Source organism: Halobacillus sp. ACCC02827 (genome assembly GCF_030291935.1).
Taxonomy (GTDB): Bacteria; Bacillota; Bacilli; order Bacillales; family Halobacillaceae; genus Halobacillus.
This window is the reverse complement of record NZ_CP128168.1, coordinates 3,234,698-3,252,991: the sequence shown is the minus strand read 5'-3', so window position 1 is coordinate 3,252,991 and position 18,294 is coordinate 3,234,698. Positions and strand designations below refer to the sequence as shown.

Below are 18,294 nucleotides of genomic sequence, written 5' to 3'. Positions count from 1 at the left end.
CCTTTTCTTTTTTTATCTATATGTCTGATTATTTCGAAAAAAAAAGGTGGGATTGAGTTGTGAAATTAGTGAAGTTCATTGGTTATTATGTGCTGGGGCTGATCGGGATTGTATTGATCAGCGCGTCGCCGGCGCTGTTTTATGAGGGGGCTTTCTTTGATTTGCGCAGCTACGGTCTGCAGTTGCGGGATCTTATTATGAGTCTTGGTCATCCAACTGAATGGACATATTGGTTCAAAGGTCAGCAGGTGCCGATGCTTGATTATATATGGGAGCCGTATCGTTATTCCATGCTTCTCTTCTTTGGAGGCATTCTGCTTGGTGTCGCCCTTGCTTTTTTCGGTGCGTTCTTTACCTTATTCCTGCCGAAATGGATCCGGACCGTAGTCGATCGTATCGTCGGCCTTCTGGAGGCTGTCCCGGATCTTCTGCTCGCTTTTTCTTTACAGCTCTTCATCGTTTGGTTCTTCAAACAGACCGGATGGCTGATAGCCCCGTTCACTTCGCTTGGAGAGGATAAGATTTATCTGCTTCCGATCATCGCCATTGCGGTGCTTCCGATGGTCATGATGTACAGGATTCTTCTGCTGTTAATGGAGGAAGAGATGGCAAAGCCTTATGTGCAGCTGGCGCTGGGGAAGGGATTGACGAAATGGAACATCCTTTCCGTTCATGTGGTGCGAAACATCGTTTCCAGTACCTTTTCCCATTCAAAAATCATCGTCTGGGGAGCGCTTTCCAGTCTATTGATCATTGAATACATATTTAACATCAACGGAATCACAACGGTGTTCATAGACGATTTCCGGCCCATTGTTTCTGCTTTTGTCCTTTTTCTTTTGTTCACTCCATTTTATTTACTGTATCAGGGAACGGAGTCTTTCCTTATCAAGGATGGACGGCGCTTGGAAGAAGAGAATATGCACATGAATTCCTTTATGGGCAAAGGAAAACGTACGGGAGGAGTGCGGTTCTCCTTCATCTGGAGAGAAATACTCGCCCACTTTAGGAATATCAAATTCCTGACCGGCTTCCTGATCATCGTCTCGACGGTTATCGTAAGCATCGTCTATACAATGACTGCCGATCCCCTCGTCGATCAGTACTTTCAAATATACGATGAGAATGATCGACTGGTGAGCGGTGCGCCCCATACACCGGAGTACGTTTTTCTTGGGACGGACGTCCTTGGATTCAGCGTATTTGATCAATTGCTTGTCGGGGCGAAATACACGATCCTTTTTGCATTGGCTATCGCTTTCCTGCGCATCTTTATCGGCTTTATTCTGGCAGTCCCGTATACGTTCTTTCTGCCGTCGAAATGGCAGCAGGGGATCGAGAAGCTGGTGGACGGCATGCACTTCCTGCCGATGACGGTCATCGCCTACCTGCTTCTCCGGCCGGTGTTATGGATGCCGGAGGGAGGGTTTGTGACGACGGAAACCGAGCGGATCCTGTACCAGGCTCTGATCCTTACTCTGCTGGCTGCTCCGCTTGTCGTAACGCTGTTCGGAAAGGAAATGAAAGGGATCATGAAAGAAGAGTTTGTTGTCAGTACCAAAGTACTTGGAGGCAGTTCCGTCCATCTTCTATGGAAGCATCTGCTTCCACATATGAGTGCAAGGATAGGGGTTGTTTTCGGGCAGCAATTCATTCAAACGCTGCTGATTTTCATTCACCTCGGCGTATTTGATATTTACTTCGGCGGCACAAAAGTTACGTACGAACCATATCAGAACGATCCACCGCTGAGTACGACCTACGAATGGTCAGGGTTAATCGGTTCTGCGAAGAATTCTCTCATGACCGGCCGGTGGTGGCTGATCATTCCCGCTCTTCTTTGTTTTGTCGTTATTATCGCCTCTATGCAGCTTATCATCCAGGGAATCAAAGATGTCCAGCAGCGGAGGGTAGGGGTGCCGGTGGAAGGACTGCACCTGCTCCGTGCCCGACGATCTAAGAAAGAGAAGAGACAACCCCGATATAAAGATCCTGCTACGGAGGACTTCACTTTTATGAAGCGGGCGTCCGGCGAGGACTGGAGGCGAGATGAATCATAGGAGACTTAAACAAGCGTTTGATTAATGGGGTGTTCGACGCTTCCTTGACAATAATCCTGCTGTTGTATGTTAAAATGGGACAAAATAGCTGGTGTACACAATGAGGAGGAGCGTTTAAAGCATGAGAGAATTCGATCAGTTCAAAAACAACAAAGACTCGGAAGATAAGAAAAAGAATCAGTTTACCATCATTAAGGACGACTCCACGGACGGCCACGGCGGTTACGGTGTCGGTTCCATAAGCCTGGAGAACATGACGCCTGTCATCGTCGATCCGAATGAAGAAGAGGCCTACGTCGATATGGGAGCTCTTCATGCGAGAAGTAAAGTCGAGAAGCGGATCAAGTTCATTACGGACAGAGAAGTCGTGAAGAACGGTCTGCTGTATTGGATTGCCTGGGTCACGGTGGAGTTTAAAGAAGGCAAACCTTGTTATTATGGAGTGGCAGCGAGCGAAATCGTCGTCGACCGTTCCATCAAGCGTGGCTACAAACTGATGCCTGAGCACGTGAATCATATGGATAAGTCATTGAAAGGGAAGTATGTCGTTGATCACATGGATGAAAAGTCCAAGAAAATTCTCGGTGACTACTTACGGGATTTCAAGCCGGAATTGTGGGAAAATACGACGTCTTCTTTAAAGGAATCGCTAGGAGTAGAATGAAATGTTCCGCTCCCGCATCTGCGGGGGTGGATTTTTTATGTGTCATTCCCTTGAAAACCCAGTATACCTTTTGCTTTTTTGTGTTAAAATGAGAACAAACGTTCGTTTTGGAGGAGAGAGCGAAATGGATAATCGAAATCGTGACCGTGGGACGATCAAGTGGACGTCCTTAATGCTGCCGGAGCATGTAGAAATGATTAAAAACCTGTGGAAAGAGGATGAACGGGTGGAGAAAGGAATCATCGATGAGCAGAAGGCGGCGGAAGTCGATTTTCTGCTGCAGCGGGCATGGAAAGATGATCTTACTGTAAAAGCCAGAGTGCATAACGGTTTTGATTACGAGGATGTCATACTGAAGCTGAAGCAGTTGAACAAAACGGAGCGGCGGGTGAACGCAATAAACTGGAAAACGAAAGAGCCCTACAGCTTCCGTTTAGATGATCTTGCGGATCTGGCTATTTTATAGCAGATAAAGAAAACCCGGACGTCCGTTTATCGGATCGCCCGGGTTTATTTTTAGGAGAATATTGAAATTAGAAGAACCAGTCGACCACATCTTTGAACCAAGGGTCATTCTTGAATTCCTCCTCTACATCCTTGCTGTCATCTCCGCCGCAGACTTCATCAGGAATTGCGGCTTTCTCCATATACACAAGCCGCTCCTTAGGACAGTTCGGTCCGGAGAGGGCCCCGGTGTCAGGGTCGATATAGACGCCTTTCAAGCCCGGCGGTGGAATGAAAGAAGCTTCAGGAAGCGGCTCGTGGACAGCCTCCATCGTATCTGCCCAGATGTTCTTGGCATAGCGATGGTCGTTAAAGTCTTCGAGTACTTTGCCGCCTTCATCATACCCGATCCACACGGCGGACAAATACTGAGGACTGAAGCCGATCATCCAGCTGTCGGTATCCGTTGTTCCTGATTTGCCGCCATACATACGTGTCAGTTTGCCGTTGATTGGTGAACCGGTGACGTCTGCGTAGTTGGCGTTAAGCCCCGAGTCAAACATGCCTGTCATCATATGCGTCACGGCGAATGCCGTTTTCTTATCAATGGCTTTATCCTTATCGTAAACCGGTTCATATTCATACAAAACGCTCCCGTGCTGATCGGTGATTTTGCTCACCGTATGCCCGGAGATCGATTCTGTTCCCTGCACGAGCTTGCCGTAGGCGGTTACCATATCCAAAAGGGATACAGAGGAGTAGCCGAGGGCAAGGGAAGGGTTCGGTTTGAATTGCTTATCGATACCGAAATCCTGCAGCGTCCGGACAAGCTTCTCCGGTCCGATGTCCATATGGGTAGAGACGGCATAGATGTTATCGGATATGGCGAGAGCCTGAGCCATCGTAATCGGTTTATCGGCAAACTTTCCGTTGAAGTTCGTCGGAGCATACGGTTCACTTTTTCCGGACACTTCAAACTCTGTCGGTTTGCTTTCTATCATGGTGACTGGAGAGTAGCCTTCCTGCAGCGCTGCGTAATAGAGGAATGGTTTGATCGTGGATCCAACCGGTCGTTCCGCCTGGGTGGCACGATTATAAGGGCTCTCTTCGTAATCTTTCCCGCCGATCATGGCTGTGATGGCTCCGGTCTGATCATCCATGACCGCAGCAGCGACCTGTATCTCTTCCTCCGCGGGTATATTTTTCTTCACCTTTTCTTCGAGGATATTCTGGTGGTCTTCCTTCAACGTCGTATGGATATGGAAGCCTCCGCTTTCAATTTCTTCCCTGCTTACGTCAAGGATGCCGGCTGCTTCTGTCACGACCTGGTCCTGAAAATAAGGAGCAATTTCCTTCTCCTCGGATTTGTCGGGATCTGCATACGTAATGCTTGCGGTTACGGCCGCCTCTTTCTCAGATGGCGTGATGTAGCCGTTATTCTCCATTTCCGTCAATATAAGCTCCTGACGTTCTTCCGCATTTTCTTCATTATCTAATGGAGAATAATAGCTCGGTCCCTTAGGTATTCCGGCAAGCATACTGGCTTCTTTCAAAGAGAGCTCTTCCGCATTTTTATCGAAGTAATACCTGCTTGCTGCTTCTACTCCATAGGCACCGTGTCCGTAGTAAATCGTATTTAGGTAGCCTTCCAGAATTTCATCTTTATTGTAGAAGATTTCGAGACGTAGGGCATACATTGCTTCATGGAGCTTCCTCGTCCATGTCTTGTCATGGGAAAGGTACAGGTTCCTGGCGTATTGTTGTGTGATCGTACTGGCTCCTTCCGCCATCCTCATCTGCTTCAAATCTGTGAGAGCCGCGCCTGCGATTCGCTTGAAATCGAAGCCGAAATGGTTATAAAAGCGTCTGTCCTCAATGGCAAGGGTGGCATCTTTCAAGGACTCCGGCATGTCATCGATGTCGATCCAGTAGCGTTCTTCGGCTCCTTGATCCTCGCCGATAATTTCTCCGTCCGATCCATAGAAGACCGTATTTTGTTCAGTCGTCAAGGAAGGAGGCCCTTGGATGACGGCTGCAATCAATACACCGATTGTGAGGACAACTCCGGCAATCAAACCGAACAAAGCCAGCTTGAACCCTCGCTTCCCCCATTTATACGTACGTTTAAATAATGAGCGCATCTTTTTATACTCCCAACTGTTAAGAATGTATAAAGACTGCTATTATTATGTGAGAATACGTAGTAAAATAAACTTCTTGTGAAAGTTTATATACAATGGAACTACTTATAGATGAAAAAGGAGAATGAAACATGGGTACATGGTTTACCGAGAAACAAACCGAGAATTTCGGTATTACAGCGAAAGTCAATCGTTCGCTTCATAAGGAAAAGACAGATTTTCAAGAGTTGGAAATGCTGGAAACGGAAGAATGGGGGAACATGCTCGTTCTTGATGACATGGTCATGACGACAGAGAAAGATGAATTCGTCTATCACGAAATGGTTGCCCATGTACCGTTGTTTACTCATCCAAATCCGAAGAACGTCCTTGTTGTCGGCGGCGGAGACGGCGGTGTGATTCGTGAGGTCTTAAAGCATGAAGGGGTGGAGAAGGCGACGCTTGTCGAAATCGACGGCAAAGTCATCGAATACTCCAAGGAATATCTTCCATCCATTGCCGGAGCGCTGGATGATCCGCGTGTGGAAGTCAAAGTAGATGACGGCTTCATGCATATTGCGACAAGTGAGCAGGAGTATGATGTGATCATGGTCGACTCCACCGAGCCGGTGGGCCCTGCCGTGAACTTGTTCTCTAAAGGGTTCTATGAAGGGATTGCCAAAGCGTTGAAAGAAGATGGAATCTTTGTTGCGCAGACGGATAATCCATGGTTCAAAGCAGATTTAATCCGTCAGGTGTACGGCGATGTGAAAGAGACGTTCCCGATCACGAAAGTGTACACGGCGAATATTCCGACGTATCCGAGCGGTCTTTGGACATTCACGATGGGAAGTAAAGTGTACGATCCACTTCAAGTGAAAGAGGAGCGGTTCACGTCTATTGATACGAAGTACTATACAGAAGAGATTCATAAAGCGAGTTTCGCTCTTCCGAAATTCGTAAAAGATTTGACGGAGGAGTGACAGGCCATGATTTTTGATGAGTCGTATTCCGGCAAAGTGTTCATTATGAGCAGAGCGACAGAAGAAGAGGCGGATGCTGTCATCTACGGCATGCCGATGGATTGGACGGTGAGCTTCCGTCCCGGATCCCGTTTCGGTCCCAACCGGATTCGTGAAGCTTCGATCGGGTTGGAAGAGTACAGTCCTTATCTAGACAAGCATTTGGAAGAAGTACGTTACCATGATAAAGGGGATATGCTGCTTCCATTCGGGAACCCGGCCCGGAGTCTTGATATTATCGAAGGTTTTATGGATGACTTATTGGAGAAAGGGAAGTATCCACTTGGACTTGGTGGAGAACATTTGGTTACATGGCCTGTGATTAAGGCAATGTATAAGAAGTACCCCGATCTTGCCGTCATTCACATCGATGCCCATGCGGATCTGCGGGAAGAGTACGAAGGGGAGACGCTTTCCCACTCCACACCGATCAGGAAGACGTGCGGACTTATCGGTCCTGAGAATGTGTACTCATTCGGAATCCGTTCCGGCATGAGGGAAGAATTTCAGTATGCCGAAGAGTCCGGGATGCATATGTCGAAATTCGAAGTGCTTGAGCCCTTGAAGGAAGTGCTTCCAACCTTGGCAGGACGTCCGGTCTATGTAACGATCGACATCGACGTGCTTGACCCCGCTTTTGCACCGGGCACAGGTACGGCGGAAGCCGGCGGTATTTCCTCGAAAGAGCTGCTTGCCAGCATCCATGCGATGGCAGCGAGTGACATGAATATCGTCGGTTCGGATCTCGTTGAAGTAGCTCCTGTCTATGACCCGACAGAGATGACACCGATCGTCGCGAGTAAATTCGTCCGTGAAATGCTTTTAGGGTTCGTGAAATAAATGATAGAATAGAACAAGCCACTGTGAGCGGATCATAGTGGTTTTTCTATTTGATTTTTATACAAAGGAGCGGCTTTGTTTTGAATAAAAAAAGAAGAATTATCATGATCATCTATGCGGTCGTGATGGTCGGGCTTTTACTCGTCACGTTTGTCGGCCAATGGAATCCGTCCAACTACAGCTATACCTGGAATGAAGGGACGTTGACAATAGAGCAAGGTCTTACGAAGGATAAGGTAGCGGGACTGGACGTGGAAGAGCAGATCGATGATGTGCTGAAGTTCACACTGGCTGTTTCGGAAGAGCAGTCCCAATGGAATGTGGATTTGCTTGCTGTCGGTATTCTGCTTCCTTTTCTGCTGCTTGTTTTCGTTCCTGATCAGCGCCCATTCCAAAAATATCTCTCCAAAGGATGGTATCGCACCCTCGTTTTGGCTATCCTTATCTTATATGGGGCTTATACGATACCAGGACATATCGTGCAGATCGGCGAGATAAAGGAAATGGTGCGGCTGCTTGCGGGCTGAGGGGCGGCTTGCGTTTTTTTATATGAATTCTTATAATAAATAAGTTATATCTTGTACGTAAATCAGAGAAACGAAGGTGGAGGGGAATATGCCAAGTAACGGCTGGGACGTCCAGGTGCAGCTCGTCACGGAAATAAGGGATGGAGATCGTGTGGAGAAGATGGAAATCCAAGAGTCCGGACAATTTCTCACGCGCGGCGATACTCAAGTGCTCACCTTTATCGAGCATCAGGAGGAAGGCGATCCGGTCCGCACGATGGTGACGGTCAAGCCGGGTCATGTCAGCATTAAGCGGAGCGGAGGCGTGGAGATGCGCCAGGTATTCATAGAATCCGCGGAAACAGAAAACCTGTATCATCACACCTATGGTGATTTCCATATGAAGACATATACAAAGGAATTGGATTTTCGTTCCCCGGCGGAAACCGTTCCAGGACGACTGTTTTTGAATTATACGATGACGTTAAATCACGAAGTGACTCAAGCCCACCGCTTGACGTTGACGTTTGAGGAGGAGAGCGAAACATGAATATCGTTGAACAAATGGAACTGAAATTGAAAGAAGAAATCAGCCGCGCCGTCGTGGCTGCCGGGTTGGCTGCAGAGGAAGAGCTCCCGGAAGTTGTTCTGGAGCAGCCAAAGGACAAAGCCCACGGAGACTATGCGACGAACATGGCGATGCAGCTGGCACGGATCGCCAAAAAGAACCCCCGCGCCATCGCTGCAGAGCTGGTTGAAGCATTCGATCATTCGAAAGCTTCTATCGAGAAGATTGAAATTGCCGGCCCCGGGTTCATCAATTTCTATATGAACAATCAGTATCTGACGGAGCTTGTCCCGGCCATTCTTGAGGCAGGCGATGCCTATGGCCGTACAGACAGCGGCAATGGCCATAAGATACAAGTCGAGTTCGTATCCGCCAACCCGACGGGTACGCTTCACCTCGGCCACGCTCGCGGAGCAGCTGTCGGCGATTCGCTCTGTAACGTCCTGGATGCAGCAGGATATGACGTTTCCCGTGAATATTATATCAACGATGCAGGAAATCAGATGGCTAATCTGGCGTTTTCCGTTGAAGCACGTTATATGCAGGCCCTTGGTAAAGAGTGGGCAATGCCGGAAGATGGTTATCACGGTCAGGATATTATCGGTCTTGGTAATAAGCTTGTAGAAGAAGACGGAGAGAAATGGGTGGACGTCGAGGATGCAGAACGTCTTCAATATTTCCGAGAGTACGGATTGAAGTTCCTTCTGAACAATATCAAGACAGACCTGGAAGAATTCCGCGTTCCGTTCGACGAGTGGTTCTCGGAAACATCCTTGTACCAGGGAGATCAGATCACAGATGCTCTTCAGGTGTTGAAAGACCAGGGGTATGTCTACGAGAAAGAAGATGCTACATGGTTTGAGACGACACGCTTTGATGACGACAAAGACCGCGTACTCATTAAAAATGACGGCTCCTACACGTATCTGACACCGGATATCGCTTATCATAAAAATAAACTGGACCGAGGCTTTGATACGCTGATCAACATTTGGGGAGCGGATCACCACGGCTATATTCCACGTATGAAAGCGGCTATTCAAGCGCTTGGTTACGATAAAGACACACTGGAAGTGGAAATCATTCAAATGGTCAACCTGTTCCAGGACGGAGAGAAAGTGAAAATGAGTAAGCGGACTGGAAAAGCTGTCACGCTTCGTGAGCTGATGGAAGAAGTGGGAATTGACGCTATGCGCTATTTCTTCTCCATGCGTTCCAGCGATTCTCACTTGGACTTCGATATGGACCTTGCACGTTCAGAATCCAACGAGAACCCTGTCTATTATGTGCAGTATGCGCATGCCCGCATTTGTACGATGTTGAAACAAGCAGAAGAGAAAGGGATGAAAGCAGACTCCTTCGATGGAAGTCATCTGGCTTCCGAGAAAGAAGAGGACCTGCTGAAACGACTTGGTGAATTCCCACAGGTGGTTGCTGACGCCGCTGACAAACGGATACCTCACCGTATTACCCAGTACACGTTTGATCTCGCTTCCAATCTCCACAGCTTCTACAACGCTGTCAAAGTTCTGGATGAAGACAATAAAGAAGCGACTGCTGCACGTATTGCCTTGATGCAGGCAGTACGTACGACCCTGCGTAATGCTCTGAACTTGATCGGTGTGTCTGCACCGGAGCAGATGTAAACCCATCAAATGAATGAAAAAACCGGACGATCCCTCTCATTCTGTAAACAGAATGAGGCGGGGGCGTCCGGTTTTTTTGACATCTTTTTATATCCTTACTGATAGGATGTAAGAGAATGCATGAGCTCGCAGGCGGACGTGAAAGCTAAAGGCAGAAACGTCTCTTGTGGAGAAAGGCTGTGGAAATGTGAAAGAAATCATCTTCGCTTTAGTGACAGGGCTGGTGGTCGGTATCGTCTTCGCTCTTTGCAAACTGCCGATCCCGGCACCTCCGGCATTTGCCGGGGTATCTGGAATCATCGGCATTTATTTGGGGTTTAAAATAGTCGGATGGGTTGGTCCTTTCTTTTCTTCCTTAATGAAATAATTCTACAGAAGAGGTCGCAGGAGAACTGCGATCTTTTCATTTATTCTGGTCTTCCAAGAACGATGCTTTAACCAGTGGTCGTCAAAAGGAATCGAATCTTCCATATCCTTAAAAAAGGAATTGCGGACCGTTTGGATAAACACTGGATCGTACAAGAACGTGTTCACCTCTTTATTCAGGAACAAGCTTCTTCGGTCAAAATTAGCCGTCCCGATGTCGACGATCTTTTTGTCAATGATCGTCATTTTTGGATGATAGAATCCGGCGTCGTAGAAATGAACATGTGCGCCCAGTCGGTACAGCCTTTCCAGATAGGGTATGCCTCCTTCTTTGACGAAGGGGTGATCCGCTTTCAGCGGTACCATGACGTGGAGAGTGATGCCAAGCTTTAAGCTCTTCTCCAGCTCGGCCATCAACCGCTCGGTAGGAATGAAATAAGGGGAACCGATCAGAATTTCTTCTTCGGCAGAACGGAAGAGTTCCATGAATGCGTCTTCCAGTTCCACCCCGTCTGTAGGAAAGAGAGTGATCCCACGTTCTTTCTTCCTGCCGGGTGCATTAGGAAGTGGAACCTTGTTTCCTTTCGATATCTGCCAATCGTCTTCAAATATATCGTGGAGTCCTTGGACAATTTCACCGGTTAACCGAAGATGGTAATCCCGCCAGTTTCCGAATTTTGGATTCTCACCAATATAATTCCTGCCAATGTTAAAACCGCCGACATAGCCGATTTTTCCATCAATAACGGTGATTTTTCTGTGGTTCCTTCGGTTCATTTTGTAGAATAAGAAAGGAAAACCGGGAGTTTCGGCGAATTGAAAAATGACTCCATTATTTGTAAGTTCCTTCTGGATGTGTTTATTCATTTTGAAACCGGCGAGGCGGTCGACAAGCAGACGGACGGGAACACCTTGTTCCGCTTTCTCCTTGAGGACAGTAAGAAAGTTATCACTGATGTAGTCGGTTTCTATGGAAAAGAACTGGACATCCACTTGTTTATCAGCATCTCGAATCGATTGAAAAAGGTCCTCGTAGAGGGAAGATCCGTTCGTGTATAATCGGGCATCTCCTGTTCCTTCAAAGAACGGCAGTCTACGGGCGTGTTTAAGGTGAGAGGCACGTCCGAATTTGAAATCGAGAATCAGTAATAAGGCGAAGATGGAAAGGCATAAAATGATATAGAAGACGACCACGAACATTCCTCCTGCAGATCGATTTTCCTAATAGTTTCCCCAGTTCCTTACATTTCAACAGGAAATAGCGAAAATATATTGACTGAATGCTCATTCATAATTTATAGTTGATGTATAAGAGTCAGAAAATTCAACATTCCGGGTGCTGCGGGAATTGCCCGGTGATAAAGAAAAAGGGGGAGAGTTCATGAATCCGTTATTAGTGGCAAACTGGGTCTTGTTCCTTGCTGTCACGGTGTATGGTCTCTACTTGTTCACACGCGTTATCAGGACAAGGGTTGCATACATCCGTTTAGGGAAGAAATTTGAGTATGATAACAAACTGAAAGAACGTTTAAAAAAGATTTGGATTTATGTGTTCGGCCAGAAAAAGCTGTTGAAAGATAAGAAATCAGGAATCATTCATGTCATGATGTTTTATGGTTTCCTTCTTGTCCAATTCGGGGCCATCGATTTTATTTGGAAAGGGTTGGCACCGGACAGTCACCTGCCGTTAGGACCGTTCTATCCAGGGTTCACCTTCTTCCAGGAAATTGTAACATTGACCATTCTGGTAGCCGTTATTTGGGCTTTCTATCGTCGATATATCGAGAAACTTGTCCGCTTAAAGCGTGGATTTAAAGCGGGACTAGTATTGATTTTTATCGGAACTCTGATGGTCACCGTACTTGTAGGGAATGGAATGGGACTTATATGGCACGGTCATGAAGGAGCGTGGACAGAACCTGTTGCGTCCGCTGTTGCAAGCGCTTTCTCTTGGATGCCGCCAGCAGCCGCTGCGACTGTATTTTTTGTCATGTGGTGGATCCACCTGCTTATCCTGCTCACATTTATGGTTTATGTTCCACAATCCAAACATGCACACTTAATCGCCGCACCGGTCAACGTTTATTTAAGCAGAGAAGAACCGCCTGGGAAGCTGAAGACGATCAATTTTGAAATCGATGAAGATGCCGCGGAGGAAGATGTTTCATTCGGTGTCGGTAAAATTGAGGATTTCAATCAGCTGCAGATGATCGATTTCTATGCTTGTGTCGAATGTGGCCGCTGTACGAATGTCTGCCCGGCTGCCGGCTCAGGAAAAATGCTCTCTCCGATGGATCTTATCATCAAGTTGAGAGACCACCTGACTGAAAAAGGTGCTGCCGTTACAGGAAAGTCACCATGGGTCCCAGCCTACGCGTTCTCCGGCACGGAAGGGAATACACTTGCCCAGATGTCGAGGTCGAGTGGGTCCGATGAAGCAGCGGCAACACTGGATGCTGTCCAAAGCAAAAGTTTGATCGGTGATGTCATCACCGAAGAAGAACTTTGGGCATGCACTACCTGCCGTAACTGTGAAGATGCGTGCCCGGTAATGAACGAGCACGTGGATAAGATTATCGACCTTCGCAGATACCTCGTTTTAACGGAAGGGAAGATGGATGCAGACGGACAAAGAGCGATGATGAACATCGAGCGTCAAGGTAATCCATGGGGGCTTTCTAAGAAGGAACGGGAAGACTGGCGCAGCCTTGATGAAGACGCCGCTATCCCAACAGTTAAAGAGTTGAAGAAAGCGGGAGAAACCTTCGAGTATCTTTTCTGGGTAAGCTCGATGGGATCCTATGACAGCCGCAGCCAGAAGATCGCTATCGCTTTTGCGAAACTGATGAACGCAGCGGGCGTCAAATTCGCTATTCTTGGTAACAAAGAGCAGAATTCCGGTGATACAGCGCGACGGATGGGGAATGAATTCCTCTTCCAGGAGCTCGCGGAGAAGAACATGAAAGAATTTGAAAAGCACGAAGTAAAGAAAATCATTACTATTGATCCACACGCATACAACATCTTTAAGAATGAGTATCCGGATTTCGGGTTGGAAGCGGAAGTCTACCACCATACAGAAATGCTGGCGGAATGGCTGAAGGATGGCAAGTTAAAACCGGAGGGTGTCGTTAACGAACGGATCACCTATCATGACAGCTGTTATCTTGGACGTTACAACGAAGTGTACGAACCACCGCGCGAAGTGCTCGAAATGATTCCCGGTGTTGAAGTGGTGGAAATGAAACGCAATCGCTCCAATGGAATGTGCTGTGGTGCCGGTGGCGGAATGATGTGGATGGAAGAGAAATCAGGAAATCGTGTAAACGTGGCAAGAACGGAACAGGCTCTTGCTGTTGAACCGACGATGATTTCAAGCGGGTGCCCATTCTGTCTGACGATGCTGTCTGATGGGACGAAAGCGAAAGAAGTAGAAGAACAGGTAAGTACGATGGATATTGCGGAAATACTTGCAAAATCCATGTTTGAAAGTAAGGAAGAACAGTCCGCTTGATTAAACGTTTGACCAACAGGAAAAAGATCTAAATAATTCGAAAATTGTGGAAAGTGTACAGAATTTTTTGTACACTTTCCTTATGGAGATACATCGAGCGAGCGTTCAATCACTAATTTTGAAAGCGTTATCAAAAATGAGGAGGAACGATCTATGACAAAAACAGTAATCGTAGCAGGTGCCCGTACCCCTTTCGCTAAACTTGGTGGAGGTCTTTCATCTCTTACTGCATCGGAGCTTGGAGGGACGGCGATCAAAGCGGCTTTGAGCAGAGCGGAGATAGATGCAGAGGATGTTCAGGAAGTCATCATGGGGTCCGTCCTTCAAGGTGGGCAGGGCCAGCTGCCATCCCGACAGGCGGCTCGAAATGCCGGCATTCCATGGGATGTAAAGACGGAAACGATAAATAAAGTGTGCGCCTCTGGTATGAGAAGTGTTACGATGGCCGATCAATTCATCCGGTTGGGAGAAGAAGAAATCATCGTTGCCGGGGGAATGGAAAGCATGAGCAACGCTCCGTATATTATGTCCAAAGCCAGGTGGGGGCTTCGGATGGGAGACAGTACAGTGAAAGATATGATGATCCATGACGGACTTACTTGTTCGTTTGAAAACGTCCATATGGGCACTTACGGGAACAGGACGGCGGAACAATTCGATCTCTCCAGAGAGGCGCAGGATGAATGGGCTTATCGCAGCCACCAACGAGCAGTGAAAGCGATCGAATCCGGAGTGCTTGGAGAAGAGATTGCGGCTGTCGAAGTACCACAGCGCAAAGGAAATCCTGTTATTGTCGACCGTGATGAGGCTCCCCGAAAAGATACTTCTGTCACGGCTCTTGCCAAGCTGCGTCCTGTATTCGATCAAACGGGTTCCATAACAGCCGGGAATGCACCAGGCGTCAATGATGGAGCCTGTGCAATGGTCCTGATGTCAGAAGGGAAAGCGTCTGAACTAGGGAAGACGCCGCTTGCTGCAATCATCGCACATGATGAAATAGCCGTTGAGGCGCAGGACTTCCCACAGACGCCGGGGCTTGTCATCAATAAATTGTTGAAGAAAGCAGGGAAGTCGATGGATCAAATTGATCTATTCGAAGTGAACGAAGCGTTCGCGGCTGTAGCGCTAGCGAGTGGAGAAATCGCTGGGCTTGATCCTGAGAAAGTCAACGTTAATGGGGGAGCGATTGCACTAGGGCATCCGATTGGGGCAAGCGGAGCACGGATTATTCTTACCTTGGCTCTTGAACTGAAACGCCGCGGAGGCGGGCTTGGTATTGCTGCTATCTGTTCCGGCGGCGGTCAAGGGGATGCGGTTTTGATTGAAGTACCAAAAGCGTAAGGGGGAGAGCGCGATGACGATGAAACGAATGATGGTGATCGGGGCCGGCCAAATGGGGTCTGGAATAGCCCAGGTATTCGCACAGGCTGGACTTGAGGTGAAGTTCAACGACATCAGTGAAGATGCGTTGATTCAAGGGAGAAAAGGAATAGAAAACCGTTTAAGGCGGGCGGTCGATAAAGGCCGTATCACGGAAGCGGATATGCGGGATGTGCTTGGGAGGATAACGACAACCACAGATTTGAAAGAGGCTTCTGACTGTGACTTGATCATTGAAGCGGTAGTAGAGAAGATGGATGTCAAAACGAATGTATTCCGTCAGCTGGATGAAATTGCACCGGAACACGCGATTCTTGCGACTAATACGTCGTCCCTGCCGATTACAGATATTGCAGCGGCAACCAACCGCCCATCACAAGTGATCGGCATGCACTTTATGAATCCGGTTCCTGTCATGAAGCTTGTCGAAATCATCCGTGCGATCCAAACGAGTGATGCTACTTATGAAGCAGTGGAAGCGATGACGGTCAAGCTTGAGAAAACACCTGTGGAGGTAGAAGATTTCCCGGGCTTTGTATCCAACCGTATTCTGATGCCGATGATTAATGAAGCGATTTATACCGTCTATGAAGGTGTGGCTACCCCGGAGGATGTCGATGCTGTGATGAAGCTGGGTATGAATCATCCGATGGGACCGCTGACCCTTGCTGATTTCATCGGACTCGACACGTGCCTTTCTATTATGGAAGTACTGCATGAAGGATTCGGTGACAGTAAATACCGTCCGTGTCCACTGCTTCGGAAATACGTCAGCGCTGGCTGGCTTGGAAAGAAATCTGGACGTGGTTTCTACATCTACGATTAACCGGTAAAGGGGAGAACGGCGATGGATTTGCGATTCACGGATGAACAGCAGATGATGAGGAAAATGGTTCGGGACTTCGCGGAGAAGGAAGTGGCTCCTGCAGTAGAACGGATGGAGAAGGAAGACCGTTTTCCGGAAGAACTGGTAGCAAGGATGGGAGAGCTCGGCTTAATGGGCATTCCAATCCCTGAGCAATACGGCGGAGCCGCAATGGATTACATCTCCTATATAACCGCCATTCATGAGATTTCAAGAGTCAGTGCGACGCTCGGAGTGATCCTCTCTGTCCACACGTCTGTCGGCACGAATCCGATTCTATATTTTGGAACAGAGGAGCAGAAGGAGCGGTACATTCCTAAACTTGCTTCCGGTGAATACCTGGGTGCTTTCGCGCTCACGGAACCGAGTGCTGGATCGGATGCCGGCAGCCTGAAGACACGCGCGGTCAAGCAGGAAGACCATTACGTATTGAATGGATCCAAAGTATTCATAACAAACGGAGGAAAAGCAGATACGTTTATCGTTTTCGCCCGGACGAATCCGGATGTGCCGGCAGGGAAGGGGCTGAGTGCATTCATTGTGGAACGAGATACCCCTGGATTTACGATCGGGAAAGCGGAGAAGAAAATGGGGCTGCATGGATCCAGTACCGTTTCTTTGAATTTCGATCAGTGTAAGGTGTCGGAAAGCCAGCTTCTTGGGCAGGAAGGAGAAGGGTATAAAATTGCTCTCTCCAATTTGAACGTCGGAAGAATTGGTATTGCTGCTCAGTCATTGGGGATTGCGGAAGCAGCACTGGATCACAGCATCGCTTATGCGAAGGAAAGGGAGCAGTTCGGCCGCCCGATTGCCCATCTTCAGGGGGTGTCATTCAAGCTCGCAGATATGGCGACAAAGGTGGAAGCGTCCAAGCTGCTCGTCTACCATGCTGCCCTCCTTCAGGCGGAAGGCAAGAAATGCGGCAAGGAAGTATCGATTGCTAAACTGATGGCATCCAAGACTGCGGTGGAAGCGGCGATTGAAGCCGTTCAGGTTCATGGAGGATACGGATACACAGAGGACTACCCGGTAGAAAGGCTGTTCCGGGATGCCAAAGTCTGTGAAATATATGAAGGAACAAGTGAAATTCAAAGGATTGTAATCGGCAATCACTTGCTCAGAGATTAGGGAGGCTGTAAGGATGAACTTTACGTTGACAGAAGAACAGGAAATGCTGAGGAAAATGGTGGGCGATTTTGCAAAAAAAGAGGTAGAACCGACAGCAGCGGAAAGGGATGAGGAGGAACGCTTCGACAGGACTATTTTTAATAAGATGGCCGAACTCGGTCTGACGGGCATTCCGTGGCCGGAAGAGTACGGCGGTATCGGCTCGGATTTCGTCAGCTATGTTATTGCTGTGGAGGAATTGTCTCGGGTGTGTGCCTCTACCGGCGTTACATTATCCGCTCATATCTCACTCGCCAGCTGGCCGATTTATAAATTTGGTTCCGAGGAGCAGAAGAAAACGTTCCTTCAAGCCCTTGCATCCGGTGAAAAGCTGGGTGCCTATGCACTCTCCGAGCCGGGGGCCGGGAGTGACGTATCCTCCATGCGCACGAATGCTAAGCTTGAAGGGGATCATTACGTGTTGAACGGCAGTAAAGTATGGATTACAAACGGTGGAGTGGCGGATATCTATGTCGTTTTCGCCAAAACAGATATGGACAAAGGGAACAAAGGAATCAGCGCTTTTATTGTCGAAAAGGATACCCCGGGATTCACGACAGGAAAAAAAGAGAAGAAATTGGGGATCCGTTCATCTCCAACGACCGAATTGATCTTTGAAAACTGCCGGATACCGAAGGGGAATCTGCTTGGTGAGGAAGGGCAGGGATTCAAAATTGCTATGATGACGCTGGACGGCGGCCGTAATGGTATAGCCGCTCAGGCGGTGGGAATAGCACAGGGTGCACTTGACGAAGCCGTTGCTTATGCGAAAGAAAGAGAGCAGTTCGGTAAGCCTATTGCGGCACTGCAAGGCATTTCCTTTAAATTGGCCGATATGGCTACGGAAATCGAGGCATCCAGGTTATTAACGTACCAGGCTGCCTATTTAGAATCGGAGGGTCTTCCATATTCGAAAGCATCGGCGATGGCGAAACTTTTCGCAGGAGATACAGCAATGAAGGTGACAACGGAAGCGGTACAGGTGCATGGAGGATACGGGTATACGAAGGATTATCCTGTCGAGCGTTACATGAGAGATGCCAAAATTACTCAGATTTATGAAGGGACACAAGAGATACAAAGACTTGTCATCGGTCGGATGGTGACGAAATAACCAGGCTGGAAAGGTGAA

At 48.1% G+C, this 18,294-nt stretch carries 16 protein-coding genes; 14 read left to right on the top strand and 2 right to left on the bottom strand.

All coding sequences use genetic code 11. From position 1 onward, the window contains the following. Nucleotides 1-59: 59 nt before the first annotated feature. The 3 genes from QRD89_RS17205 (at nt 60) to QRD89_RS17195 (ending at nt 3,190) form a co-directional block, all read left to right on the top strand. Complete coding sequence (locus QRD89_RS17205) at nt 60-2,060, top strand: ABC transporter permease subunit (RefSeq protein ID WP_286095885.1); 2,001 nt, start codon at nt 60-62, stop codon at nt 2,058-2,060. Nucleotides 2,061-2,181: 121 nt separating this feature from the next. Further along, entirely contained in the window at nt 2,182-2,724 is a 543-nt protein-coding gene (locus tag QRD89_RS17200) for a YwhD family protein (RefSeq protein WP_008632268.1), read from the top strand. 124 nt (nt 2,725-2,848) lie between these two features. Further along, nucleotides 2,849-3,190 (top strand): YolD-like family protein, encoded by a 342-nt coding sequence (locus QRD89_RS17195; RefSeq protein WP_152413285.1) that lies wholly within the window; start codon nt 2,849-2,851, stop codon nt 3,188-3,190. 67 nt (nt 3,191-3,257) lie between these two features. Here QRD89_RS17195 and QRD89_RS17190 read toward each other — a convergent pair whose 3' ends face one another. Then, nucleotides 3,258-5,309 carry a transglycosylase domain-containing protein gene (locus QRD89_RS17190; protein WP_062514883.1) on the bottom strand — a complete coding sequence of 684 codons (2,052 nt, stop codon included), beginning with the start codon at nt 5,307-5,309 and terminating at the stop codon, nt 3,258-3,260. 131 nt (nt 5,310-5,440) lie between these two features. Between QRD89_RS17190 and speE the strand changes: the two genes are divergently transcribed. The 6 genes from speE (at nt 5,441) to QRD89_RS17160 (ending at nt 10,237) form a co-directional block, all read left to right on the top strand. Continuing rightward, nucleotides 5,441-6,271 (top strand): spermidine synthase, encoded by an 831-nt coding sequence (speE, locus tag QRD89_RS17185; protein WP_286095883.1) that lies wholly within the window; start codon nt 5,441-5,443, stop codon nt 6,269-6,271. Between the two features lie 6 nt (nt 6,272-6,277). Next, nucleotides 6,278-7,150, top strand: coding sequence for an agmatinase (gene speB / locus QRD89_RS17180; protein ID WP_026577853.1), 873 nt, complete (start codon nt 6,278-6,280; stop codon nt 7,148-7,150). Nucleotides 7,151-7,230: 80 nt separating this feature from the next. Further along, nucleotides 7,231-7,677 (top strand): hypothetical protein, encoded by a 447-nt coding sequence (locus tag QRD89_RS17175; RefSeq protein WP_026577854.1) that lies wholly within the window; start codon nt 7,231-7,233, stop codon nt 7,675-7,677. A gap of 88 nt (nt 7,678-7,765) precedes the next feature. Continuing rightward, complete coding sequence (locus QRD89_RS17170; protein WP_286095882.1) at nt 7,766-8,206, top strand: YwiB family protein; 441 nt, start codon at nt 7,766-7,768, stop codon at nt 8,204-8,206. Continuing rightward, nucleotides 8,203-9,870: an arginine--tRNA ligase gene (argS, locus tag QRD89_RS17165; protein WP_286095881.1), complete on the top strand. Its 1,668-nt coding sequence runs from the start codon at nt 8,203-8,205 to the stop codon at nt 9,868-9,870. The genes QRD89_RS17170 and argS overlap by 4 nt, the downstream gene beginning before the upstream one ends. Before the next feature lie 187 nt (nt 9,871-10,057). Then, the gene (locus tag QRD89_RS17160) at nt 10,058-10,237 is read left to right on the top strand and encodes a XapX domain-containing protein (protein ID WP_008632279.1); all 180 of its coding nucleotides are present in this window, start codon (nt 10,058-10,060) and stop codon (nt 10,235-10,237) included. 2 nt (nt 10,238-10,239) lie between these two features. On the opposite strand, the gene QRD89_RS17155 is transcribed toward QRD89_RS17160, so the two are convergent. After that, on the bottom strand, nt 10,240-11,436 hold the full coding sequence (locus QRD89_RS17155) for a phospholipase D-like domain-containing protein (RefSeq protein ID WP_286095880.1): 1,197 nt from the start codon (nt 11,434-11,436) through the stop codon (nt 10,240-10,242). Between the two features lie 181 nt (nt 11,437-11,617). Here QRD89_RS17155 and QRD89_RS17150 point away from each other — a divergent pair, with 181 nt between their 5' ends. The 5 genes from QRD89_RS17150 to QRD89_RS17130 all read left to right on the top strand — a co-directional run bounded on the left by QRD89_RS17150 (nt 11,618) and on the right by QRD89_RS17130 (nt 18,276). After that, nucleotides 11,618-13,750: a heterodisulfide reductase-related iron-sulfur binding cluster gene (locus tag QRD89_RS17150; protein WP_286095879.1), complete on the top strand. Its 2,133-nt coding sequence runs from the start codon at nt 11,618-11,620 to the stop codon at nt 13,748-13,750. 153 nt (nt 13,751-13,903) lie between these two features. Beyond that, a complete protein-coding gene (locus QRD89_RS17145) occupies nt 13,904-15,091 on the top strand; it encodes an acetyl-CoA C-acetyltransferase (RefSeq protein WP_008632282.1) in 1,188 nt (395 codons plus the stop codon). Nucleotides 15,092-15,104: 13 nt separating this feature from the next. Beyond that, nucleotides 15,105-15,956 (top strand): 3-hydroxybutyryl-CoA dehydrogenase, encoded by an 852-nt coding sequence (locus tag QRD89_RS17140; protein ID WP_026577858.1) that lies wholly within the window; start codon nt 15,105-15,107, stop codon nt 15,954-15,956. A 21-nt stretch (nt 15,957-15,977) separates the two neighbouring features. Then, a complete protein-coding gene (locus tag QRD89_RS17135) occupies nt 15,978-17,123 on the top strand; it encodes an acyl-CoA dehydrogenase (protein ID WP_286095877.1) in 1,146 nt (381 codons plus the stop codon). 13 nt (nt 17,124-17,136) lie between these two features. Beyond that, entirely contained in the window at nt 17,137-18,276 is a 1,140-nt protein-coding gene (locus tag QRD89_RS17130) for an acyl-CoA dehydrogenase (RefSeq protein ID WP_008632286.1), read from the top strand. The last annotated feature ends 18 nt before the right edge of the window (nt 18,277-18,294 follow it).